The sequence below is a fragment of the Acetobacter syzygii genome (assembly GCF_000964225.1).
Taxonomy (GTDB): Bacteria; Pseudomonadota; Alphaproteobacteria; order Acetobacterales; family Acetobacteraceae; genus Acetobacter; species Acetobacter syzygii.
Window position 1 is genome coordinate 84,474 of the sequence record NZ_BAMZ01000009.1, and the last position, 18,338, is coordinate 102,811.

The following is an 18,338-nucleotide window of genomic DNA, read 5'->3' on the forward strand; positions in this document are numbered from 1 at the left end:
GCACACAGCTTGTCATAACAAAAAAATCACAACACTCACCCGCCATACCACAAGGGGTACGGCAGCCTTCCAAACAGGGAGCAAACACCCTGAACACCCAAGACACAAAAATTTTCATCATCAAAACATGATGCTATTATCTCAATCTTCTGCAATGACATGTGTAGTCTTGGGCGTATGCACGCGTAAGCAGGCAGCATGGTGCAAAGTTCCATGCACCACCTGCCATGCCCCTGAATGGCACCGAATGCTTCGGCAAAAACGGCATATTCCTGCCATGCCTTAACGCTATCACGATCAGGTGATGTGGCACCTTGCCCCCACCCCTTTGACCTGTGCTAAGCTGTGTGGGCGCAGACTGATTGAACAGTTACGCCTTCCATTCTATAACGAACCTTAACGAGTCCGTAACAAAATAAGCGGGAGCTTAGCCCCATATGCTGCCTGCCAGCCTTTTCAAAAGTGTTGAAATCGCACCGCACGGCACAGTGTCCGAGAGTATATGCACGGCGTTGCGCAAGGCTATTCTGGAGGATCAGCTACCAACAGGTCGGGCTTTGCCACAATCGGAACTAGCCGCCGGGTTTGGTGTCAGCATCATTCCTGTGCGTGAAGCCCTTAAACACCTTGCCGCAGAAGGACTGGTGGCCTTTACGCCCAACAAAGGTGCTTTGGTTATTGGGCTGGATGAAGCCGATATTCTGGAATACTCCCAGATCCGCGCCATGCTGGAAGAACAGGCCGCCGCAGAGGGTGTGCGCAATATGACCCGCGTGGATTTTGCCCGCGTGGAAGATGCTTATGATGCCTTTGTCAATGGTGTTGAGGGGGCACAGGGTATGATCCGCTCCGGTGCCCTCAACCGGGCTTTTCATAACGCCATTTATGCCGCGGCCCCCCGCCCCCGCCTGCTGGAAATGATAGAAGACCTCCACACCAGACTAGACCGCTATATTCGCGGCCATCTGGTTATTGAAGGCCGAATCAAAATTACCCATGACGAGCACAAGGCTATTCTGGACGCCTGCCGGAACCGCGATGCAGACCTGTGTGCCAGCCTGACCCGCACACATATTCTGGAAGCCTCCAGAATCTCGGTCGATGTCTTCCGGCGTCGGCAGGCAATCCAGCAGGCTGGCTGAGTCTTTTTAGCGTATAAAAATCCAGATTATTGAAGGGGTTAATTCTTCCATCCATCAGCCACGCCGGATTGGGTAATATATAATGTTGCAAATCGTATATTATCGTGTCAGAGCACAAAAATCATTATGAAGCCAAAACCAACCTGCGCCCCGCAGGCGCACGGTTTGGCGGTTGATCTGGATGAACAAGGCCATGTCCTCCACTGACGCATTTGCTCCTGACTTCACCTCCCGCACCCCACTGCGCCAAGCCATTATCGAGGCCATTCGCCGCCCCGAGCAGGTGTGCATTGAAGCCCTGACCCCCGCGGCAACACTGAGTGCTCCGGAAGATGATGCCGTAGCAGCCATAGCCACCACACTGGCCGAAACCCTGCGCAGCCAGCGCAACCCCGGACTGGTGGAAACACTGGTGCAGGAGTTTGCCCTGTCTTCCGCCGAAGGTGTGGCGCTGATGTGCCTGGCCGAAGCGCTCCTGCGTATTCCCGATCTGGCAACGCGGGATGCCCTTATTCAGGACAAGATTGGCGAGAGTGACTGGCTCTCCCACGTGGCACGGGGCAAACCGCTGTTTGCCAATGCCGCCGCATGGGGGCTTGCCCTGACAGGCCGCGTGGTTGCCGAGCATAACGACAAAACACTCTCTGGCGCGCTCATGGGTTTTGTCGAACGGAGCACCCGCCCGGTTATCCGCAAAGCGGTGGATGCGGCCATGCGCCTTATGGGCGAACAGTTTGTTCTGGGCCAAACCATTGAACAGGCCCGCAAGAACAGCAAAAAACTGGAAGATATCGGCTTTTCCTATTCCTACGATATGCTGGGCGAGGCCGCCTACACCGCAGCAGATGCCCAGCGTTACCGGCAGGACTACATTAACGCCATTAACGTTATTGGCCGCAGCGCCAAAGGGGCCAACGTTTACGAACGTCCCGGTATTTCCATCAAACTTTCAGCACTGCACCCGCGCTACACCCGCGCGCAGCACGCACGGGTCATGGGGGAGCTTCTCCCCATTGTGCAGGAATTAACCCTGCTGGCACGCCAGTACGACATTGGCATTAACATTGATGCCGAAGAAAGCGAGCGGCTTGATATTTCGCTCGACCTGCTGGAAGCCCTGTGCGCTACACCGGGGCTGGAAGGCTGGAAGGGCATTGGTTTTGTTGTGCAGGCCTATGGTAAACGCGCGCCATTTGTTCTGGATTACATTATTGATCTGGCGCGGCGCACCAACCGCCGCATTATGGTGCGCCTTGTTAAAGGTGCCTACTGGGACAGCGAAATTAAAAAGGCGCAGATTGAGGGCATGGCGGATTATCCCGTTTACACCCGCAAATGCCATACGGACATCAGCTACATTGCCTGCGCTCGCAAACTTCTGGGCGCACGGGATGTTATTTTCCCGCAATTTGCTACCCATAATGCCCGTACCCTTTCCACCATCTACACACTGGCCGGGCAAAAATACGAGATCGGGTCTTACGAGTTCCAGTGTTTGCATGGCATGGGAGAACCTTTGTACCGTCAGGTTGTTGGCGCGGACAAGCTGAACCGCCCCGCCCGCATTTATGCTCCTGTTGGCACGCACGAAACGCTTCTGGCCTATCTGGTCCGCCGCCTGCTGGAAAACGGTGCAAACTCGTCCTTTGTCAATCAGATTGGGGATAGCTCCATTGCCGTGGCATCCCTGATTGAAAACCCCGTAACCTCTGCGCAACGTTACACACCTTTTGGTGCCCCTCATTCCGAAATCTGCAAGCCACTGGACCTGTTTGCACCAGAACGCCAGAACTCTGCCGGACTGGATCTGGCAGATGACCGTGCACTTGAATCCCTTGCCACTGGCATTCAGGCTGCACCCAAAGAATGGCAGGCTGCACCCATGGTGGATGGTGCCCCTATCACTGGTCCATCCCAGCCCGTAACCAACCCCGCAGACCGGCGTGATGTGGTCGGCCACGTGACCTACGCCACGGCAGAAACCGTTAAACAGGCTGTGGACGCGGCACAGAACGGCGCTGCGGACTGGGCGGCACGCACCCCTGCCATCCGTGCTGAGGCTTTGCTGAAAGCTGCCGACCTGCTGGAAGCACGGCACCCCGCCCTAATGGCCCTGATCTGCCGCGAGGCAGGCAAGTCGCTCCCCAATGCTGTGGCAGAAATACGCGAAGCGGTGGATTTCCTGCGTTATTATGCTGCTACAATCCACCGCGATTTTGATAATGCAACCCATATTCCCCTTGGGATTGTCGCCTGTATTAGTCCGTGGAACTTCCCGCTCGCCATTTTTATCGGCCAGATTGCCGCAGCCTTGGCCGCCGGAAACGCCGTTATTGCCAAACCCGCGGAAGAAACACCCTTAATTGCAGCCGTTGCCGTTGCCATTCTGCACGAAGCCGGAGTGCCTGCCGCAGCCCTGCAACTCCTCCCCGGTGAGGGAGACGTAGGCGCTGCACTGGTAGGAGATGCCCGCATTATGGGCGTTATGTTCACCGGTTCCACGGCTGTTGCCCAGTTGATTAACCGCCAGTTGCAGGACCGCCGCACCGCCACCGGGCAACCCGTACCCTTTATTGCCGAAACCGGTGGCCAGAATGCGATGATCGTTGATTCGTCCGCTCTGGCTGAACAGGTTGTAGCAGATGTGCTGGCCTCCGCTTTTGATAGTGCTGGCCAACGGTGCTCTGCCCTGCGCATTCTCTGCGTACAGGATGACTGCGCAGACCATGTGCTGGCCATGCTGCGTGGCGCCATGAACGAACTGCGGCTGGGCAACCCATCAGCCCTGTCCACCGATGTGGGGCCAGTTATTACGCCAGAGGCCGCCAAAGGCATTACCACCCATATTGATGCGTTCCGCCAGAAAAACGCACCAGTCCATGCGCTAGCACTCCCGCAGGCCTGCGCACATGGCAGCTTTGTACCACCCACCCTTATTGAGGTCATGTCCATTCGGGATGTAGGGCAGGAGGTTTTTGGCCCGGTTCTGCATGTGCTGCGCTACCCGCGCACCCAGCTTGCCAATGTTCTGGCAGATATTAACGCCACAGGTTATGGCCTGACCTTTGGCCTGCACACACGCTTGGACTCTACCATCCAGAATGTTCTGGAACAGGTGGAAGCAGGTAATCTTTACGTCAACCGCAACACGATTGGCGCCGTTGTGGGTGTGCAGCCCTTTGGTGGTCGCGGTCTTTCGGGCACAGGGCCAAAAGCCGGTGGACCACTTATTCTGCGCCGCCTGCTGGCAAAGGTACCGGCTCTGCCACAAATTGTACGGGGCCGCACGCCGCAGGCCATGGTCAAATGGACCGATTGGCTTCGCACACAAGGGGAAAGCCAGCCCGCCCAACGCGCCCATATCCTTGCCAGCCAGCCACTGACCAATGGACAGATCACCCTGCCCGGCCCTGTAGGTGAACTGAACCAGTATAAACTGGGTGCGCGCGGTACTGTATTGTGCATGGCCCAGACCAAAACAGGTCTATACGACCAGATCTCTCTCGTGCTGGCGGGGGGGAATACGGCAGCCATTCTGGCAGATGCACAAGTGCTGGCGGGACTCTCTTCCCTTCCCGCAGGCATCCAGCATTTTGTGCGTCCTGTTTCCTCCGCCATGTCCCTGCCTTGCAGCATTATTCTGAGCGAGGAGGACAACGAGGTCTTTAACACCACACGCAAAACATTGAGTGCCGGCAATGGCCCTATTGTTTCGGCTTACATAACTGGTGCTGGTCTGCCCTCGATTGAAGCTGTGCTGGAAGAGCAGTCCCGGAGCATCAACACCACAGCCGCTGGCGGCAATGCCAGCCTGATGACCCTGAACTAAGCGGAACAGAGCCCCCCTGTTCCAGGCCCGGCACCCTGCCGGGCCTTTTTTGTTCATCCTCAATATCAGGCCCGACATCCTGCCCACAAAACATGGCACATGCCAGCTATGGTCATTTTTCCGTGACCATTCCTGATGTTACAACACCTCTTACTGGCCCCTGTGCTCAGGCACGGTAGGGTTCTTTTTTTCAGTCTCTCATAATCAGGAGATACAATGACAACCCGCGCGGGGCATGATGCCAAACTGGTCATTGCCATTTTGCTCGTTACCATGGCCATGGGTATGCTGGACGCCATTTCTCTGCTGCATCTCAAGATTTTTGCTGGCTATTTGACTGCCACCATTATTTTAATGGCTGTCAACATTGCCACGTCTCAAGCCGTTGTCCTGTCCGGGCTGGAAGCTATAGGCTTTTTCTTTCTGGGGGCCATGGTCGGTGGGCGGCTTGTGCGCCGCCAGCGCAGCGTACGTTCCACAATAGGCGATATTCTGCTGGGCGTTGGCGGTATGGTCGGTCTTGCCGCATGGGTCTGGCATACCAATATTCCGGGCGATATTTACGTAACCCTTGCCCTGTTGTCATGCGCTATGGGTTTACAGACATCCGCGACCAGACACGCCAAATTACCCGACATGATCTTGCCTGCCGCAACCATGGTGCTGCATGGGCTGGCCCACAACAGTTCTGCCGCAGGAGGGAACAGCACGGGCACCCTGCGCCGTGTAAGCGCTATTTTTAGCCTGTTTATTGGGGCCGTTATTGGCACACTGGTCTCGGACCATAGTGTCTCTCTGGGCATTGCTCTTGCTGGTGGCACCATTATTGCAGCCGGGGGGCTCCTGTTGCTGCGCAAGCATCCGCTTGCTTTTCATCTGGACCGGATGAGCATTCCCTGAGTTCTGTTTTTGCAGAATATTGCCCTACATAACAGAAAGGCCCGCCATCAACCGGCGGGCCTTTCTGTTAAAAACACGACATGAACAGTTAGGTCGACTGTTTGTTCTTGATTACAAAATATGTTGCCAGACAGTAGCAGACAACCGAAGTACCCAACGTTGCCAGAGCGGTCATCCGTTCTCCAGGATTAACCAGCATGGCAACAAAAACCAGCACGACCCCACCCAGCGTTGCATAATTACAGAAGGGAAAAAGAAAGAGCGTGTAATTATCTTTTTCCGTACCATTCCGGCGCGCGGCAAAGCGGGAGGTAATATACGCTGTAACAATAAGGCTGTAGATCAGCAGGATAACCCCACCACTACAGCTCAGCAGAAACGCAAAAATGGTTTGTGGTGCAAGGATGGATGAAAATGCCACCAATGTCCCGGAAATACTGCTGACCGTAATGGCCATCCGCGGCGCAGCAGTAGCGGAACGGCGGGTTAGAAAAGCCGGAGCATCGCCCTGCGCAGCCAGTTCGGTAAGTACGCGCGAAGTAATATACATGGCCGAGTTCAGGCAGGACAGAATGGCGCTCAGCACCACAATCCGCATCATAATCCCCGCACCGGGAATGCCCATTGTGTCCATGGCGGTTACAAAAGGAGACCGGCCGGAAACAATGTTGGTCCAAGGCACCACAAGCAGGATCATGGCAACAGATGCCAGATAGAACAGGGTTACGCGTGTACCCAGACTACGGGTAACACGGGCCACATTCTTACCCGGCTCGGGTGACTCCCCTGCTGCAACGGTTGCAATTTCCGACCCCATCATCGTGAACAAAATGGTGGGAATAATGGACAGCACGGCAACAATCCCATGTGGGAAAAAGCCGCCATGGCCCATAACATTTTGCCACACAGGCACACCGGGGCCAAAAACATGCACCACATACAGCGCACCAATGGCCACAAATGCCAGAATGCTAAAAACCTTAACGGCAGAAAGCCAGAACTCGCACTCACCAAACACACGCGGGGCAGCAAAATTAACCAGTTTCAAAAGCACAATCAGCCCAATGGACAAAACCCATATAGGTAGATGCACCCAGTCCTGTAACAGAATCGCCCCGGCTATGGCCTCGCTTCCCAGCACCACCACCCAGAAAAACCAGTAAAGCCAGCCAGACGTAAATCCGAGCCTGTCCCCATGTGCTGCGCGAATATATTCGACAAACGAACCGCGGCCGGGGTCGGCCACCACCATTTCGCCCAACATGCGCATGACCAGAATGACCAGCAGACCAACCAGAAGGAAAGCCAGCAAAACTGCGGGTCCCGTGGCCTCAATAGCCGCTCCGCTCCCTACAAACAGCCCTGCTCCAATAGTCCCACCCAACGCGATCATGGCGATGTGGCGGCTACGCAACCCGGTAGCAGGTTTATCAGCGGATTTGGTGTTCGGCTCAGCCATGGAGAGGTCCTTTGTTCTGGTCGGCTTACCCTATTCATAACTCAAGAGGAATGAACTGGGAAATATCTCTAAAAATGCTTGTAAAAATATGCCTCGATCACCCCTGCATGGTGGCCGATGGTTGGCATGGGCTGCCCACCCGGCACCCCTGCTTTTGACAGGGCGCGCCCTGCCGGTCCGGCAAAGGCAGCCCCCCCGGCAAGGGCTGCGGAGGTGTTCTCGTCCAGCGTATATTCAACAGATGCATCCAGTTCGTCCGATACGTGACGGCCTGTGTTTTTGAGCCCCATGCCAGAAGCATAGAGGAGTGACAGGTCATAAAAATGAAGGCCAAGCTTGAGCGAATCGTTCCGCCGGAACAAATGCACGGGCGGGATAACCGTCAGATCGATCTGATGGTCCTCAAGGTCGGAAAGTGGGGCCAGATACATGCCCACAATTTCCCCCGGCCAGTAGCCGCCATAGGTGTAGCGCTTACCATCATACAAAAAGAACGTATCGTAATTATGCTTAACGCCCCCTTCGGCATTTCTGCCGCCACCAAAGCGGGTGTAACGGTAAAAAATATGGGGCGTCCACGGCAGCATGGAAAACGTATATCCTGGTTCGAAATACATTCCGTAAGCCGAAACCCCAGTATAACCATTGCCTGCGCGGCTATTCTGCTCCGATACAAAATTCCCGTAGAACGTAAAGTTTTTGGAAATACCCAAGGCTTTTATAGGCAACAGGGTGCCACCCCAGCTTAGGGCTGCAACATTCATACCGTTACGGTCTGCACGGGTCGAATAATCATAATGGGCGGATGTATCCGCATCCCTTACATGGAAATACGTAAGGGTTACGTAAGCAGCACGGTCCGCATAGGTCGAGGCACCATGCCCTCCGGCCTTGTTGACAAACCATGTCACATCAAAACCGACAAAGCTGGTTTTGGGGCGGTCATAGCCACGGTCAATATCGTTATCCGTATTGCTTTCAAGCATGAATACGTCTGCGCGAACCGGGTCTCCTTCGAGCTTGATGACACCCGGACCAGAAAAGGCAAACCGTGGTGCATACCACCATGCCCCCCGCTCCCCGGAGCTATAGGTGCCTTTGCCAATCAAAAACCCATCGTCCACGGCAAATGCCTGTCGCCCGCCCTGAATGGTAAGAGCCTGATGCCCCCCACCAAGCCTGACCGGAACCCTGACGCCCAGATAAGCTTCTTCCAGATAAACCGATCGTGGTGTGCCCGATGTCTGGGAGACCTGCTGGGCATCCCCATCCCCCAGAGTGGTTGCGCCTATGGCCGAGGCATTGCCAATAACGTCAAACCCCCAGCCAGTCTTCCACTCCCCCTTGAGAGTGGGCTTGGCATAAAGCTCGCCATAAGTGGTGTTGGCATGGCGTGTGTAACCGCCTGATGGCCGAACAGCATAAGACCCACCACCAAAATTTGTGTGGGGAAGATGAAAAGCAGATCCGCCAATATCCAGAGCACTCTGGATAGTGACCCCACCAAGGGACACAAGCGTCTGCTCCGCCCTGGCTGGCAGATTCACCCCAAATGCGCTCAACAACAAGGAAGAACACCCCAGCCTGAGCGCGCCATAAACTCCACTCCCTGCAAAGCCATGCACACGCCCTTCCCTGCCGCAATGCGGCGGAGTGGAAGGCTGATTTTGTGTGCAACGGAACAGTCCAATCTGTTTTTTATTTTTTTTTGGCAGACCATTCACACCCAGAAGCGCTCCTTTCCAAAATCAGCTATAGAGCCCACCCACAGCATGGCTGGGCGAATAATTACATTATAATCATTGCACCATCCTATAATACATTCAAGATGATATAATCAAAATACCCTGAAATCTCATTTTTGTATTCTTGGTAGTATTTTCTTATACAAATAAGTAATTATTGTATTGAATATCGTTTCTTTTCCGTTCTTGACTGAAAAATAGCTTAATATACCAAGAACGAAATAATATACATGCCAATTAATTTCACTTTTTCAGGAATATCCTATGAATTGTATCCTTGGGTATATATTAATTCCTTGTAAAAATTAGGAATTTTCACCATCCTGTCCCCACAGTGCGCAAGGAAAACAGGGCTTAAGCCACCTGCTAACCGCCCCTCATCGGTCAAACGCCGCTGTATTTTTCATTCATCACAACGGGTGGGGGCAAACGCACACGCGTTGCCAATGGCATACAGCTACATGCAGCTGATATTAAGGAATGCAGCTCTATTTTTGGGGAAGCATGGAGCGGATGAGGGGAATCGAACCCCCGTATGCAGCTTGGGAAGCTGCCGTTCTACCATTGAACTACATCCGCGCAGTGCGTGGGCGCCTTATAGCGTGCTCCAGTCGTGCTTGCAATGGTATGCAAACACCCTGCGTATTATTCTGCCTCCGCATCGGAGCCAACCAGATCGGAAATATGGCCCAGCTCCCGCAGGCTCATTCCCTCCGGTGGGCGGGACCGCGCACTGCCACGTGCTATCCGGCGGGGCAGAACGGCTTGCGTAAAGCCCAGCTTGGCGGCCTCCTTCAGTCGCGCATCCGCTTGTGCAACCTGCCTGACCTCGCCAGACAAACCGACCTCGCCAAAATACACCTCGCCAGGGCTGGTGGGCACCCCACTGGCAGCAGAGACCAAGGCCGCCGCCACGGCCAGATCAGCCGCAGGCTCAACCACTTTAAGCCCCCCGGCCACATTCAAATAAACATCCATCCCCGATAACTTAAGCCCGCACCGTGTCTCCAGCACCGCCAGCAACATGGCCAAACGTCCGCTATCCCACCCCACTACAGCCCGACGGGGTGCGCCATCCCCCCCCTTTGGGGCCAGCAGAACCTGCACCTCCAGCAGAACGGGGCGCGTTCCTTCCAACCCTGCAAACACGGCAGACCCCGCAATATTGCCACGCCGCTCTGCCAGAAAAAGCGCAGAGGGATTACTGACTTCCTCAAGCCCACGGTCAGTCATGGCAAACACGCCAATTTCATCCGTCGCGCCATAGCGATTTTTGGCAGCACGCAGAATACGGAACTGGTGCCCGCGATCCCCTTCAAAATACATGACCGCATCCACCATGTGCTCCAGCACACGCGGCCCGGCCAATGCGCCTTCCTTGGTCACATGCCCGACCAGAATAAGGCTAAAGCCGCGTCGCTTGGCTGCCCTGATAAGTTCAAACGCACATGCACGCACCTGCGAGACTGTTCCCGGAGCGCTCTCCACCGTTTCCAGCCACATGGTCTGGATGGAATCGATCACAACAACCTTAACGTCCGGCTCAGCCTCCAGCGTTGCGACAATGTCCGCCACATTAATGGACGCCGCCAGATCAAGGCTGGTTTGTGCAACCCCCAAGCGGATGGCCCGCAACCGAATCTGGTCCACCGCCTCTTCGCCCGAAATATAGAGAACCCGCTCCCCTTTGCCTGCCAGACGGCTTGCTGCCTGCAACAAAAGCGTGGACTTACCGATACCGGGGTCGCCCCCAACCAGCACAACAGAGGCTGGCACCAGCCCCCCGCCCAGCACTCGGTCCAGTTCCGCAATACCCGTGCCAGTGCGCGGTGGCAGTTCCACCTTTCCGCCCAGCCCGTGCAACTGCACGCGCCGCCCCTTGCCAGCACGCACCGTGGCGGACGAAGCCGCCAGAGGCTCCACAGCCATTTCCTCCAGCGTATTCCATTCCTGGCAGGCATCGCACTGGCCAGCCCATTTGGCATGGACGGCCCCGCAGGCCTTACACACGTACTGGCGGGACGTTTTTTTGGCCACGGATATTCCCCTGTTCCTGCCTGACTGGACGCCCATAAATGGAATAAAACAAGAACATTTTCAAGGACCACCTGATGGTTTTTGCCCCAATTCCTCCCGTTTGGTTCCACACAAACACATGGCAAACAAAAGCATTCTTTGACGAACCCGACCCGAACGGGTTACGGCTCACTCCAGATACAGAGCCCGATAACACGCAGCAGGAACAGACAACCCAGACCCATGGATATGGTGCTTGATCTTGTGGCCCATACAGGCCGCACCACACTTTCGCTTATCCGCAGTGCGGGTGCTCTGGCGCTGTTCGCACTGGCAGGGTTATCCCACATTGTGCGGCCACCGTTTTATGGGCGGGTGTTTATACGCACGTTCCTTGAGACGGGATTTTTCTCGCTACCTGTTGTGGCACTGACAGCCCTGTTCTCAGGCGGGGTTATTGCCCTGCAATCCTACACGGGGTTTGCACAATACCATGCCCAGAGCGCCATTGCAGGCATTGTGGTGCTGGCCGTAACCCGTGAGCTGGGGCCTGTTCTGGCCGGGCTTATGGTGGCTGGCCGTGTTGGCGCCGCCATGGCGGCACAGATTGGCACCATGCGGGTTACAGACCAGATCGATGCGTTAAGCACCCTTTCCACCAACCCCATGAAGTATCTGGTCGCGCCCCGCCTGCTGGCAGGTATTATCGCCCTGCCCCTGCTGGTCCTTGTGGCCGACGTACTGGGTGTTGCGGGTGGGTTTACGGTTGCTGTGGTCAAGCTGGGTTTTTCCCCCACCGCTTATATTACCGCGACCCTCAACTCCGTTAAGGTCATGGATGTTACGGTGGGGCTCATCAAGGCGGCCCTCTTTGGGTTCCTTATTACGCTGATGGGCTGTTACTACGGCTATAACAGCAAAGGGGGGGCAGAAGGCGTTGGCTCGGCCACCACAGCCGCCGTGGTTGTGGCCTCCATTCTGCTGCTCGCCTTTGATTACCTGATTACAGACCTGTTTTTCTCACAATGAGTAATGCCGCAATGGACCAGAGCATGACCAGTGCGCCCCCCAAAATCCGTATCCGGAATCTGCACAAGTCCTTTGGGGACAAAAAAGTACTCGATGGTATTTCTCTCGATGTGCCGCAGGGAACATCGTTTGTTATTATTGGCGGTTCGGGGTCCGGCAAATCTGTTCTGCTGCGCTGCATTCTTGGCCTGATGACCCCAGATTCGGGCAGTATTGAAATTGATGGTGAGGACGTGCTGGCAGCCTCCGCCAAACGGCGCGAGCAACTACGGAGCGAAATTGGGATGCTGTTCCAAAACGGCGCCCTGTTTGACAGCCTGCCAGTATGGGAAAATGTGACCTTTGGCCTGCTTGCGCTAAAAAAACTGACCCGTGCAAATGCCCGCGGCAAAGCTGGCGCCATTTTGGAACAGGTTGGACTGGCCCCATCCGTAGGAGATCTGTACCCCTCCGAACTCTCGGGCGGGATGCAAAAACGTGTCGGTCTTGCACGCGCCATTGCAGCCCAGCCCAACATTCTGTTCTTTGACGAACCCACAACCGGGCTGGACCCGATTATGGGTGCCGTGATTGACGGGCTGATTGTGGATTGCGTTAAAAAACTCGGCTCCACGGCCATTGCCATTACGCACGACATGGCCTCCGCCCAACGGATTGGGGATGAGGCAGCCATGCTCTACAAAGGTAAGCTGGTCTGGCAGGGGGCTGCGGCATCGCTTATGCACAGTGGCAACGATTACGTAGACCAGTTTACCCATGGTCGCCGCGAAGGCCCCATTACCATGGAATTAAGGCGCTAACGGACCCGAGTGTTCTCTAATTATCTTGCCCATAACCGGCGTGGATGAGATAGAAACACTCAGACCACTGTGGAGAAAGACACACAATGAAACGTGCGGTTCTGTTGCTGACATGCGCACTCGGGCTTTCCGCCTGTTCTATGTTCCACCATCCACCGCGCCATTTGACCAAATCCTCACAGTGGGTTCCGCTGGGCTACCACGACCACCTGAGCAGCAGCGACAACTAAAACCCTCCTGACCAGCCTGACCAATGCGCAGTCAGGCTGGCACCAGTGCGGACCTCTGGCCACATACAACGCCAGCGCGGGTCTGTGTGTGGGGCGCGCCATCTCCATGGGAATTTCTCTTCCATGCCCCCGACCGCAACAGCTTTTTAAAATTGTAAAAATTTTCCCACAGTGTGCAGTCATGGTATGATGTGTTCCGGCTTTGCAAACGACCGGCATGAAACCCGAGGTCGGCCCTGATCGTTCAAAGCTGTAGTGTTCTCCCACGGCGCAAGGTTGCCTGATGCTTCGTATGCCTGCTCGCATATTCTTTTTGCTCTCGCTTTTCCTCTTTTCCGTCCCATCTCTGGCTGGTCCAGCGGTAGCGCAGCAGGCGGCGGACCAGCCCAAGGCTGCTGCCGTCGCCAACAATGCCCCCACCCCCCTGATTATGAGCGCGCAGGATATTGTCTCTGACCAGACACTGGACGAAATCGGGGCAGAAATACGCGCCATCTACAAAAGCGGCATTGCGGAACAGAACACGGGGCACAGCGCAATTGATCTGAGCGTTCTGCTCCAGCGGGCTTCCGCCGTGGCAACACAAACTGACAGGCTGATAACGCGCATAAAACCGTATCAGGACATTTATCAGAACTTTGTGGACATTCTGGGCAAACCACCCGCCAAGGATGCCCCGCCAGAAGCTCCGTCCATTACCGAACAGCGCGAAAGCCTGAACAAGCGGCAGAACGATATTTCTGCCCGCCTGACACGGCTAAAGCTGTATCAGGTTGAAGCACAGCAACTGGTCAACGAACTGCGCCAGCATGATAGCGCCATCCAGCAGGCTACACTTTGGCAGCAGCTCCCCTCGCCACTGGGGATCAACTTCTGGTCCCAGTTCGTACAGACCGCCCCACAGGATGGGCGCAGGCTGAACGCACTGGGAGCAGAAACACTGGCCATGCTGGCCACAGCCCTGACTGGCAAACGCATTTTTATTACTCTGGCCGGTCTTGGGGCATCCCTGCTGTTACTGGCGGCATGGATATTTGCGCGCAAAACCGTAAGGCTGCTGATCACCCGCTTTTTGCCTGAAGGGCGTGTACGCCCCATAGCCGCAACCGTTGTGTGCGGGCTGATCAGTGTGCTGGCCTGCACAATTTCGTTTCAGGTGTTCTGGAACACACTGGCGTTTGACAACCCCGCAGTCGGGGACGATCTGGACCAGCTTGCCAGTATGGTTGCCACACAGGCCCCCCTGTGTGGTCTGGTGCTGGAGCTTGGCTTCTGCTTCCTGAGCAGCAAGGCGGAATGGCGGGTTTTTGCCATGTCAGACGATCTGGCGCGTAGCCTGCGGCTCTTCCCCGCATGGCTGGCCATTGCCATGATCGTACGCGGCATTTTGCGCTATGTGGACACACAGAGTGGCCTGTCCCTGCTGAGTGTGCAGCTTATGGATGGGCTGTATACGCTGGCTGTTAGCCCGCTTCTGTTTGCCATTCCCCGCAAGCTCCGCCTCACCGCTGCGCAGGATCAGGATACAGAGGCAGATGCGGAGCAAGGCAAAGCCGACCAATCCCCTCCGCTGGCACAATTCCTGCGTAGCATGGCCATGGGCATTTCCATCATCTGCTGGATTGCGGTGCTGTCGGGTTATATTCCCCTTGCTTACACCCTTATTTCCTGGGTGAGCGTTATGGCATTAAGCATGACAACACTTTTGCTGTTGTCCATGCTCACAACCGCCATGGGGGGAGCCTTATTTGCCTCCCGCGCACCTCTGGGTCGCCATCTGGTGGAACTGGGCCTGCCCCCACGCCTGATTAACCAGGCCAGTATTCTTATTCCGGGTCTGGTCAATGTGCTGCTGCTGGCCGTAGCCTATGCCGTGGCAACATCCGGCGCCAATTTTGACCCACCCCAGATATGGCAGCAACTCTATTCCCTGTTCCATGGAACGGAGGACAACAATACATCCTCGGTTTCGCTGGATGCTATTTTGCTCTGTGTAGCGTTACCGCTGGCTGGGTATCAGGCCATAAAAATTGTAAAATCATGGTTCCAGCAAAGGTTTTTCCCCGCCACCAATCTAGATATTGGTGCACAGGCTTCCATTTTGAGCATTCTGGGCTATGCCGCATGGATTTTAATTGGTCTGGCCATGCTGGCGGTCCTTGGTGTTACGGTCAAAAGCATGACATGGGTTGTCAGTGCTCTTTCCGTCGGGATTGGCTTTGGCCTGCAATCCATTGTGCAGAACTTTGTGTCTGGCATTATTCTTATGGCCGAACGCCCTGTGTCGGTGGGGGATGTTGTGACCATTGCCGGAGTAACCGGCAAGGTGGAACGCATTAGTGTACGTTCAACAGACATCAGGCTGGATGACAAATCCACCATGATCGTACCAAATTCGCAGTTCATTACATCAGCGGTCAAAAATGCCACACGGGCGCAAAAACCCGGTGTTTTTACCGTGGAGCTGGATCTGCCCTTTGCATCCGACCTGAACAAGGCCAGCAGCGTGGTCATTGCCACGCTCAGCGCCTGTGCGGATACAGACCCGGACAGCCCGCCCACAGTGACCATGACCTCTGTTGCCGATGGCTCCGCCATACTGACCGGTTCCGCCAAAGCACGGGATGGGGTGGAAATAAAAACGGCCCGCAGCAGCGCACTTTTTGCAATATGGCAGGCTTTTCAGGAAAACGAAATTCCTGTGACCTTCCGGCAGACCGTGCGCGCATCTTAAATTTTAAAAAATACCATGCCTTGCACACCACCAGTTCCTTGGCATTGGTGTGCAGGCCACCACAAAAAAAACCGGCCCCAACAAGGAGGCCGGTTTTTTTACGGACAAATCCGTTATCCAATCATCCTCACTGTTCGTGAATATTATCCAGATCGGCAAAGCGTGTGTATTCGCCTTCAAAGAACAGATGGATGGTGCCTGTTGGTCCATGCCGCTGTTTTTCCAGAATCAGCTCAGCTTTATTATGGACCAGCCCCATCTTGCGCTGCCACTCTTCCAGCGCGACTGAGTATTTATCCATGGAATCGTAGGCTGTTTCCTTGGGCATACGCTGTTGCAGGTAATACTCGTCTCGATAAACAAACATGACCGCATCCGCATCCTGCTCAATGGAGCCTGATTCTCGCAGATCGGACAGCATGGGCCGCTTGTCTTCACGGCTTTCTACCTGACGGGACAACTGGGAGAGTGCAATAACCGGCACCTCCAGTTCCTTGGCAATAGCCTTGAGTCCCTGTGTAATCATGGAAATTTCGAGCACGCGGCTTTCAGGCCGGGTGCCAACCGATGGGCGCATAAGCTGGAGGTAATCCACCACAATCAAACTTAAACCCTGCGTGCGCTTAAGGCGGCGGCACCGGGTACGCATGGCGGAGAGCGAAATAGCTGGCGTATCATCAATCAGCAAAGGCAGGCTGGCCAGTTCGTGACTGACCCGGACAAACCGGTCAAATTCCTTTTGCCCAATATCCCCCCGGCGGATGCGTTCGCCCGAAACTTCCGCCTGCTCGGACAAAATACGTGTTGCAAGCTGCTCAGCGGACATTTCGAGCGAGAAGATCGCAACAGACCCTTTGGGCTTGCCCCCTTTTTCCTCAGCTTCCTCCATAAGGGCGCGTGCTGCGGAAAACGCTATTTTGGTAGCCAGAGCCGTTTTACCCATGGCAGGACGACCCGCCAGAATAAGCAGATCCGAAGGATGCAGGCCGCCGGTTCTTTTATCCAGATCCCGCAGACCGGATGTCAGGCCCGTAACGTGCCCTTCGCTCTGGAAGGCGAGTGCGGCAACATTGATGGCCCCTGTAAGAGCTTTGTTAAATGCAACAAAATCGCCCTCCTTGCCTTTTTCGGTTGCCAGTTTGAACAGGGCTTCTTCCCCCGCTTCAATCTGGTCCGGGCCGGACAGGTCCCCCGTTGCACCAAAGGCGTTGTTTACAACGGTCTCACCAATATCAATCAACTGGCGGCGTATCCACGCATCATGGATGGCACGCCCGTAATCCCCGGCGTTGATAATCCCCACCATGGAGGTCAGCAGTTTGGCCAGATAAGCCATGCCACCGACGCTATCGAGCATTCCGGAATTTTCCAGCTCTGCGCGCATGGTCACAGGGTCGGCCAGTTGGCCGTTTTCTATCCTGCGGGCAATAGCGGCATACAGCTGACCATTAACACGGTTGGCAAAATGCTCCCCGGCCAGAAAGTCGGAAACCCGGTCATACGCACGATTGTTGGTTAGCAATGCCCCCAGCAACGCCTGTTCCGCCTCTATGTTGGCGGGGGGCTGGCGCAAGGTCAAACCTAGCAGGCCGTCATCTTTGGGTTTGTCAGTTTCTGTTGTCATAGTCACATCAATGGCCTGTCACGGATACGGATTGGTGCAGAGCACCCGAATATGGGGCACCCCCTGTGGTTCAGGCACCAAATGTTGCTACAAAATCGGCAAGGCCTGTTTGCCTGCGCGTTAACAGACGCCCTGCCACAAGGACGGAACGGGCCTCAGCAATGGCACGGTCAAGCTCTGTGTTCACAATCACGGAGTCAAACTCCTGCCAGTGCGAAATTTCATCACGCGCAGCAGCCATACGGCGCGCTATTTCCTCCGGATGGTCAGAGCCACGGCCCGTCAACCTGCGTTCAAGCTCCGCCAGAGAGGGCGGCAGTACAAACAGGCTGACCACATCATCCGGCAATGCCTGCCGGATCTGGCGGTGACCCTGCCAGTCTATATCAAACACCATATCATGCCCTTCAGCGAGGGCCTGCTCCACTGGAGCACGCGGCGTGCCGTAACCACGACCGAACACAGTGGCCCACTCCAACAGTTCACCAGCCTGCGCCATGGCTTCAAACTGCTCCATGGTGCGGAAGTAGTAATGCACGCCTTCCTTTTCCCCCGGACGGGGCTGGCGGGTCGTCACCGAGACCGAATGCTTGAGTTTAGGGTCCGAGGCACGGAGCGCATTGGCAATAGTTGATTTGCCAGCCCCCGATGGGGCGGAAATAACAAGGCATACACCCCGCCGCGTTGCATGACCCGGATGAGCCGTTCCATTGTGCGCCATGTTGCTTTTTAACACCCTGCCTGTTCAAACTTACGGACGTGCCCCCTACATGCCAGAAGCCGCCATGCTGCGCCACCGCACACTGTGCCACAAGGAAAGGCTGATCCAC

At 55.4% G+C, this 18,338-nt stretch carries 11 protein-coding genes and 1 tRNA gene; 6 read left to right on the forward strand and 6 right to left on the reverse strand.

The genetic code is table 11. From position 1 onward, the window contains the following. Positions 1 to 437: 437 nt before the first annotated feature. The 3 genes from Absy_RS04230 (at position 438) to Absy_RS04240 (ending at position 5,871) form a co-directional block, all read left to right on the forward strand. A complete protein-coding gene (locus Absy_RS04230; protein WP_048853490.1) occupies positions 438 to 1,142 on the forward strand; it encodes a GntR family transcriptional regulator in 705 nt (234 codons plus the stop codon). Positions 1,143 to 1,335: 193 nt separating this feature from the next. Further along, positions 1,336 to 4,971: a bifunctional proline dehydrogenase/L-glutamate gamma-semialdehyde dehydrogenase PutA gene (putA, locus tag Absy_RS04235; RefSeq protein WP_306414332.1), complete on the forward strand. Its 3,636-nt coding sequence runs from the start codon at positions 1,336 to 1,338 to the stop codon at positions 4,969 to 4,971. A gap of 216 nt (positions 4,972 to 5,187) precedes the next feature. Beyond that, the gene (locus Absy_RS04240) at positions 5,188 to 5,871 is read left to right on the forward strand and encodes a YoaK family protein (RefSeq protein ID WP_048853492.1); all 684 of its coding nucleotides are present in this window, start codon (positions 5,188 to 5,190) and stop codon (positions 5,869 to 5,871) included. An 88-nt stretch (positions 5,872 to 5,959) separates the two neighbouring features. Here Absy_RS04240 and Absy_RS04245 read toward each other — a convergent pair whose 3' ends face one another. From Absy_RS04245 to radA, 4 genes are all read right to left on the reverse strand, one after another. Next, positions 5,960 to 7,330 (reverse strand): amino acid permease, encoded by a 1,371-nt coding sequence (locus Absy_RS04245; protein ID WP_048853493.1) that lies wholly within the window; start codon positions 7,328 to 7,330, stop codon positions 5,960 to 5,962. Positions 7,331 to 7,398: 68 nt separating this feature from the next. Then, positions 7,399 to 8,955 (reverse strand): hypothetical protein, encoded by a 1,557-nt coding sequence (locus Absy_RS04250; RefSeq protein WP_048853586.1) that lies wholly within the window; start codon positions 8,953 to 8,955, stop codon positions 7,399 to 7,401. A gap of 625 nt (positions 8,956 to 9,580) precedes the next feature. Then, positions 9,581 to 9,654 (reverse strand) — tRNA-Gly (locus tag Absy_RS04255). Positions 9,655 to 9,720: 66 nt separating this feature from the next. Beyond that, positions 9,721 to 11,112, reverse strand: coding sequence for a DNA repair protein RadA (radA, locus tag Absy_RS04260; RefSeq protein ID WP_048853494.1), 1,392 nt, complete (start codon positions 11,110 to 11,112; stop codon positions 9,721 to 9,723). 222 nt (positions 11,113 to 11,334) lie between these two features. On the opposite strand from radA, the gene Absy_RS04265 reads away from it, so the two are divergent. From Absy_RS04265 to Absy_RS04275, 3 genes are all read left to right on the forward strand, one after another. After that, positions 11,335 to 12,120, forward strand: a complete 786-nt coding sequence (locus tag Absy_RS04265) for an MlaE family ABC transporter permease (protein ID WP_048853495.1) — start codon at positions 11,335 to 11,337, stop codon at positions 12,118 to 12,120. A gap of 11 nt (positions 12,121 to 12,131) precedes the next feature. Next, positions 12,132 to 12,920 (forward strand): ABC transporter ATP-binding protein, encoded by a 789-nt coding sequence (locus tag Absy_RS04270; protein WP_179287819.1) that lies wholly within the window; start codon positions 12,132 to 12,134, stop codon positions 12,918 to 12,920. Between the two features lie 513 nt (positions 12,921 to 13,433). Next, positions 13,434 to 15,884, forward strand: coding sequence for a DUF3772 domain-containing protein (locus Absy_RS04275; protein WP_048853496.1), 2,451 nt, complete (start codon positions 13,434 to 13,436; stop codon positions 15,882 to 15,884). A gap of 127 nt (positions 15,885 to 16,011) precedes the next feature. Here Absy_RS04275 and Absy_RS04280 read toward each other — a convergent pair whose 3' ends face one another. Together Absy_RS04280 and gmk are read right to left on the reverse strand one after the other, a co-directional pair. After that, positions 16,012 to 17,508 carry a replicative DNA helicase gene (locus tag Absy_RS04280; RefSeq protein ID WP_048853497.1) on the reverse strand — a complete coding sequence of 499 codons (1,497 nt, stop codon included), beginning with the start codon at positions 17,506 to 17,508 and terminating at the stop codon, positions 16,012 to 16,014. 70 nt (positions 17,509 to 17,578) lie between these two features. Then, positions 17,579 to 18,229: a guanylate kinase gene (gmk, locus tag Absy_RS04285; RefSeq protein ID WP_048853498.1), complete on the reverse strand. Its 651-nt coding sequence runs from the start codon at positions 18,227 to 18,229 to the stop codon at positions 17,579 to 17,581. Between the last annotated feature and the right edge of the window lie 109 nt (positions 18,230 to 18,338).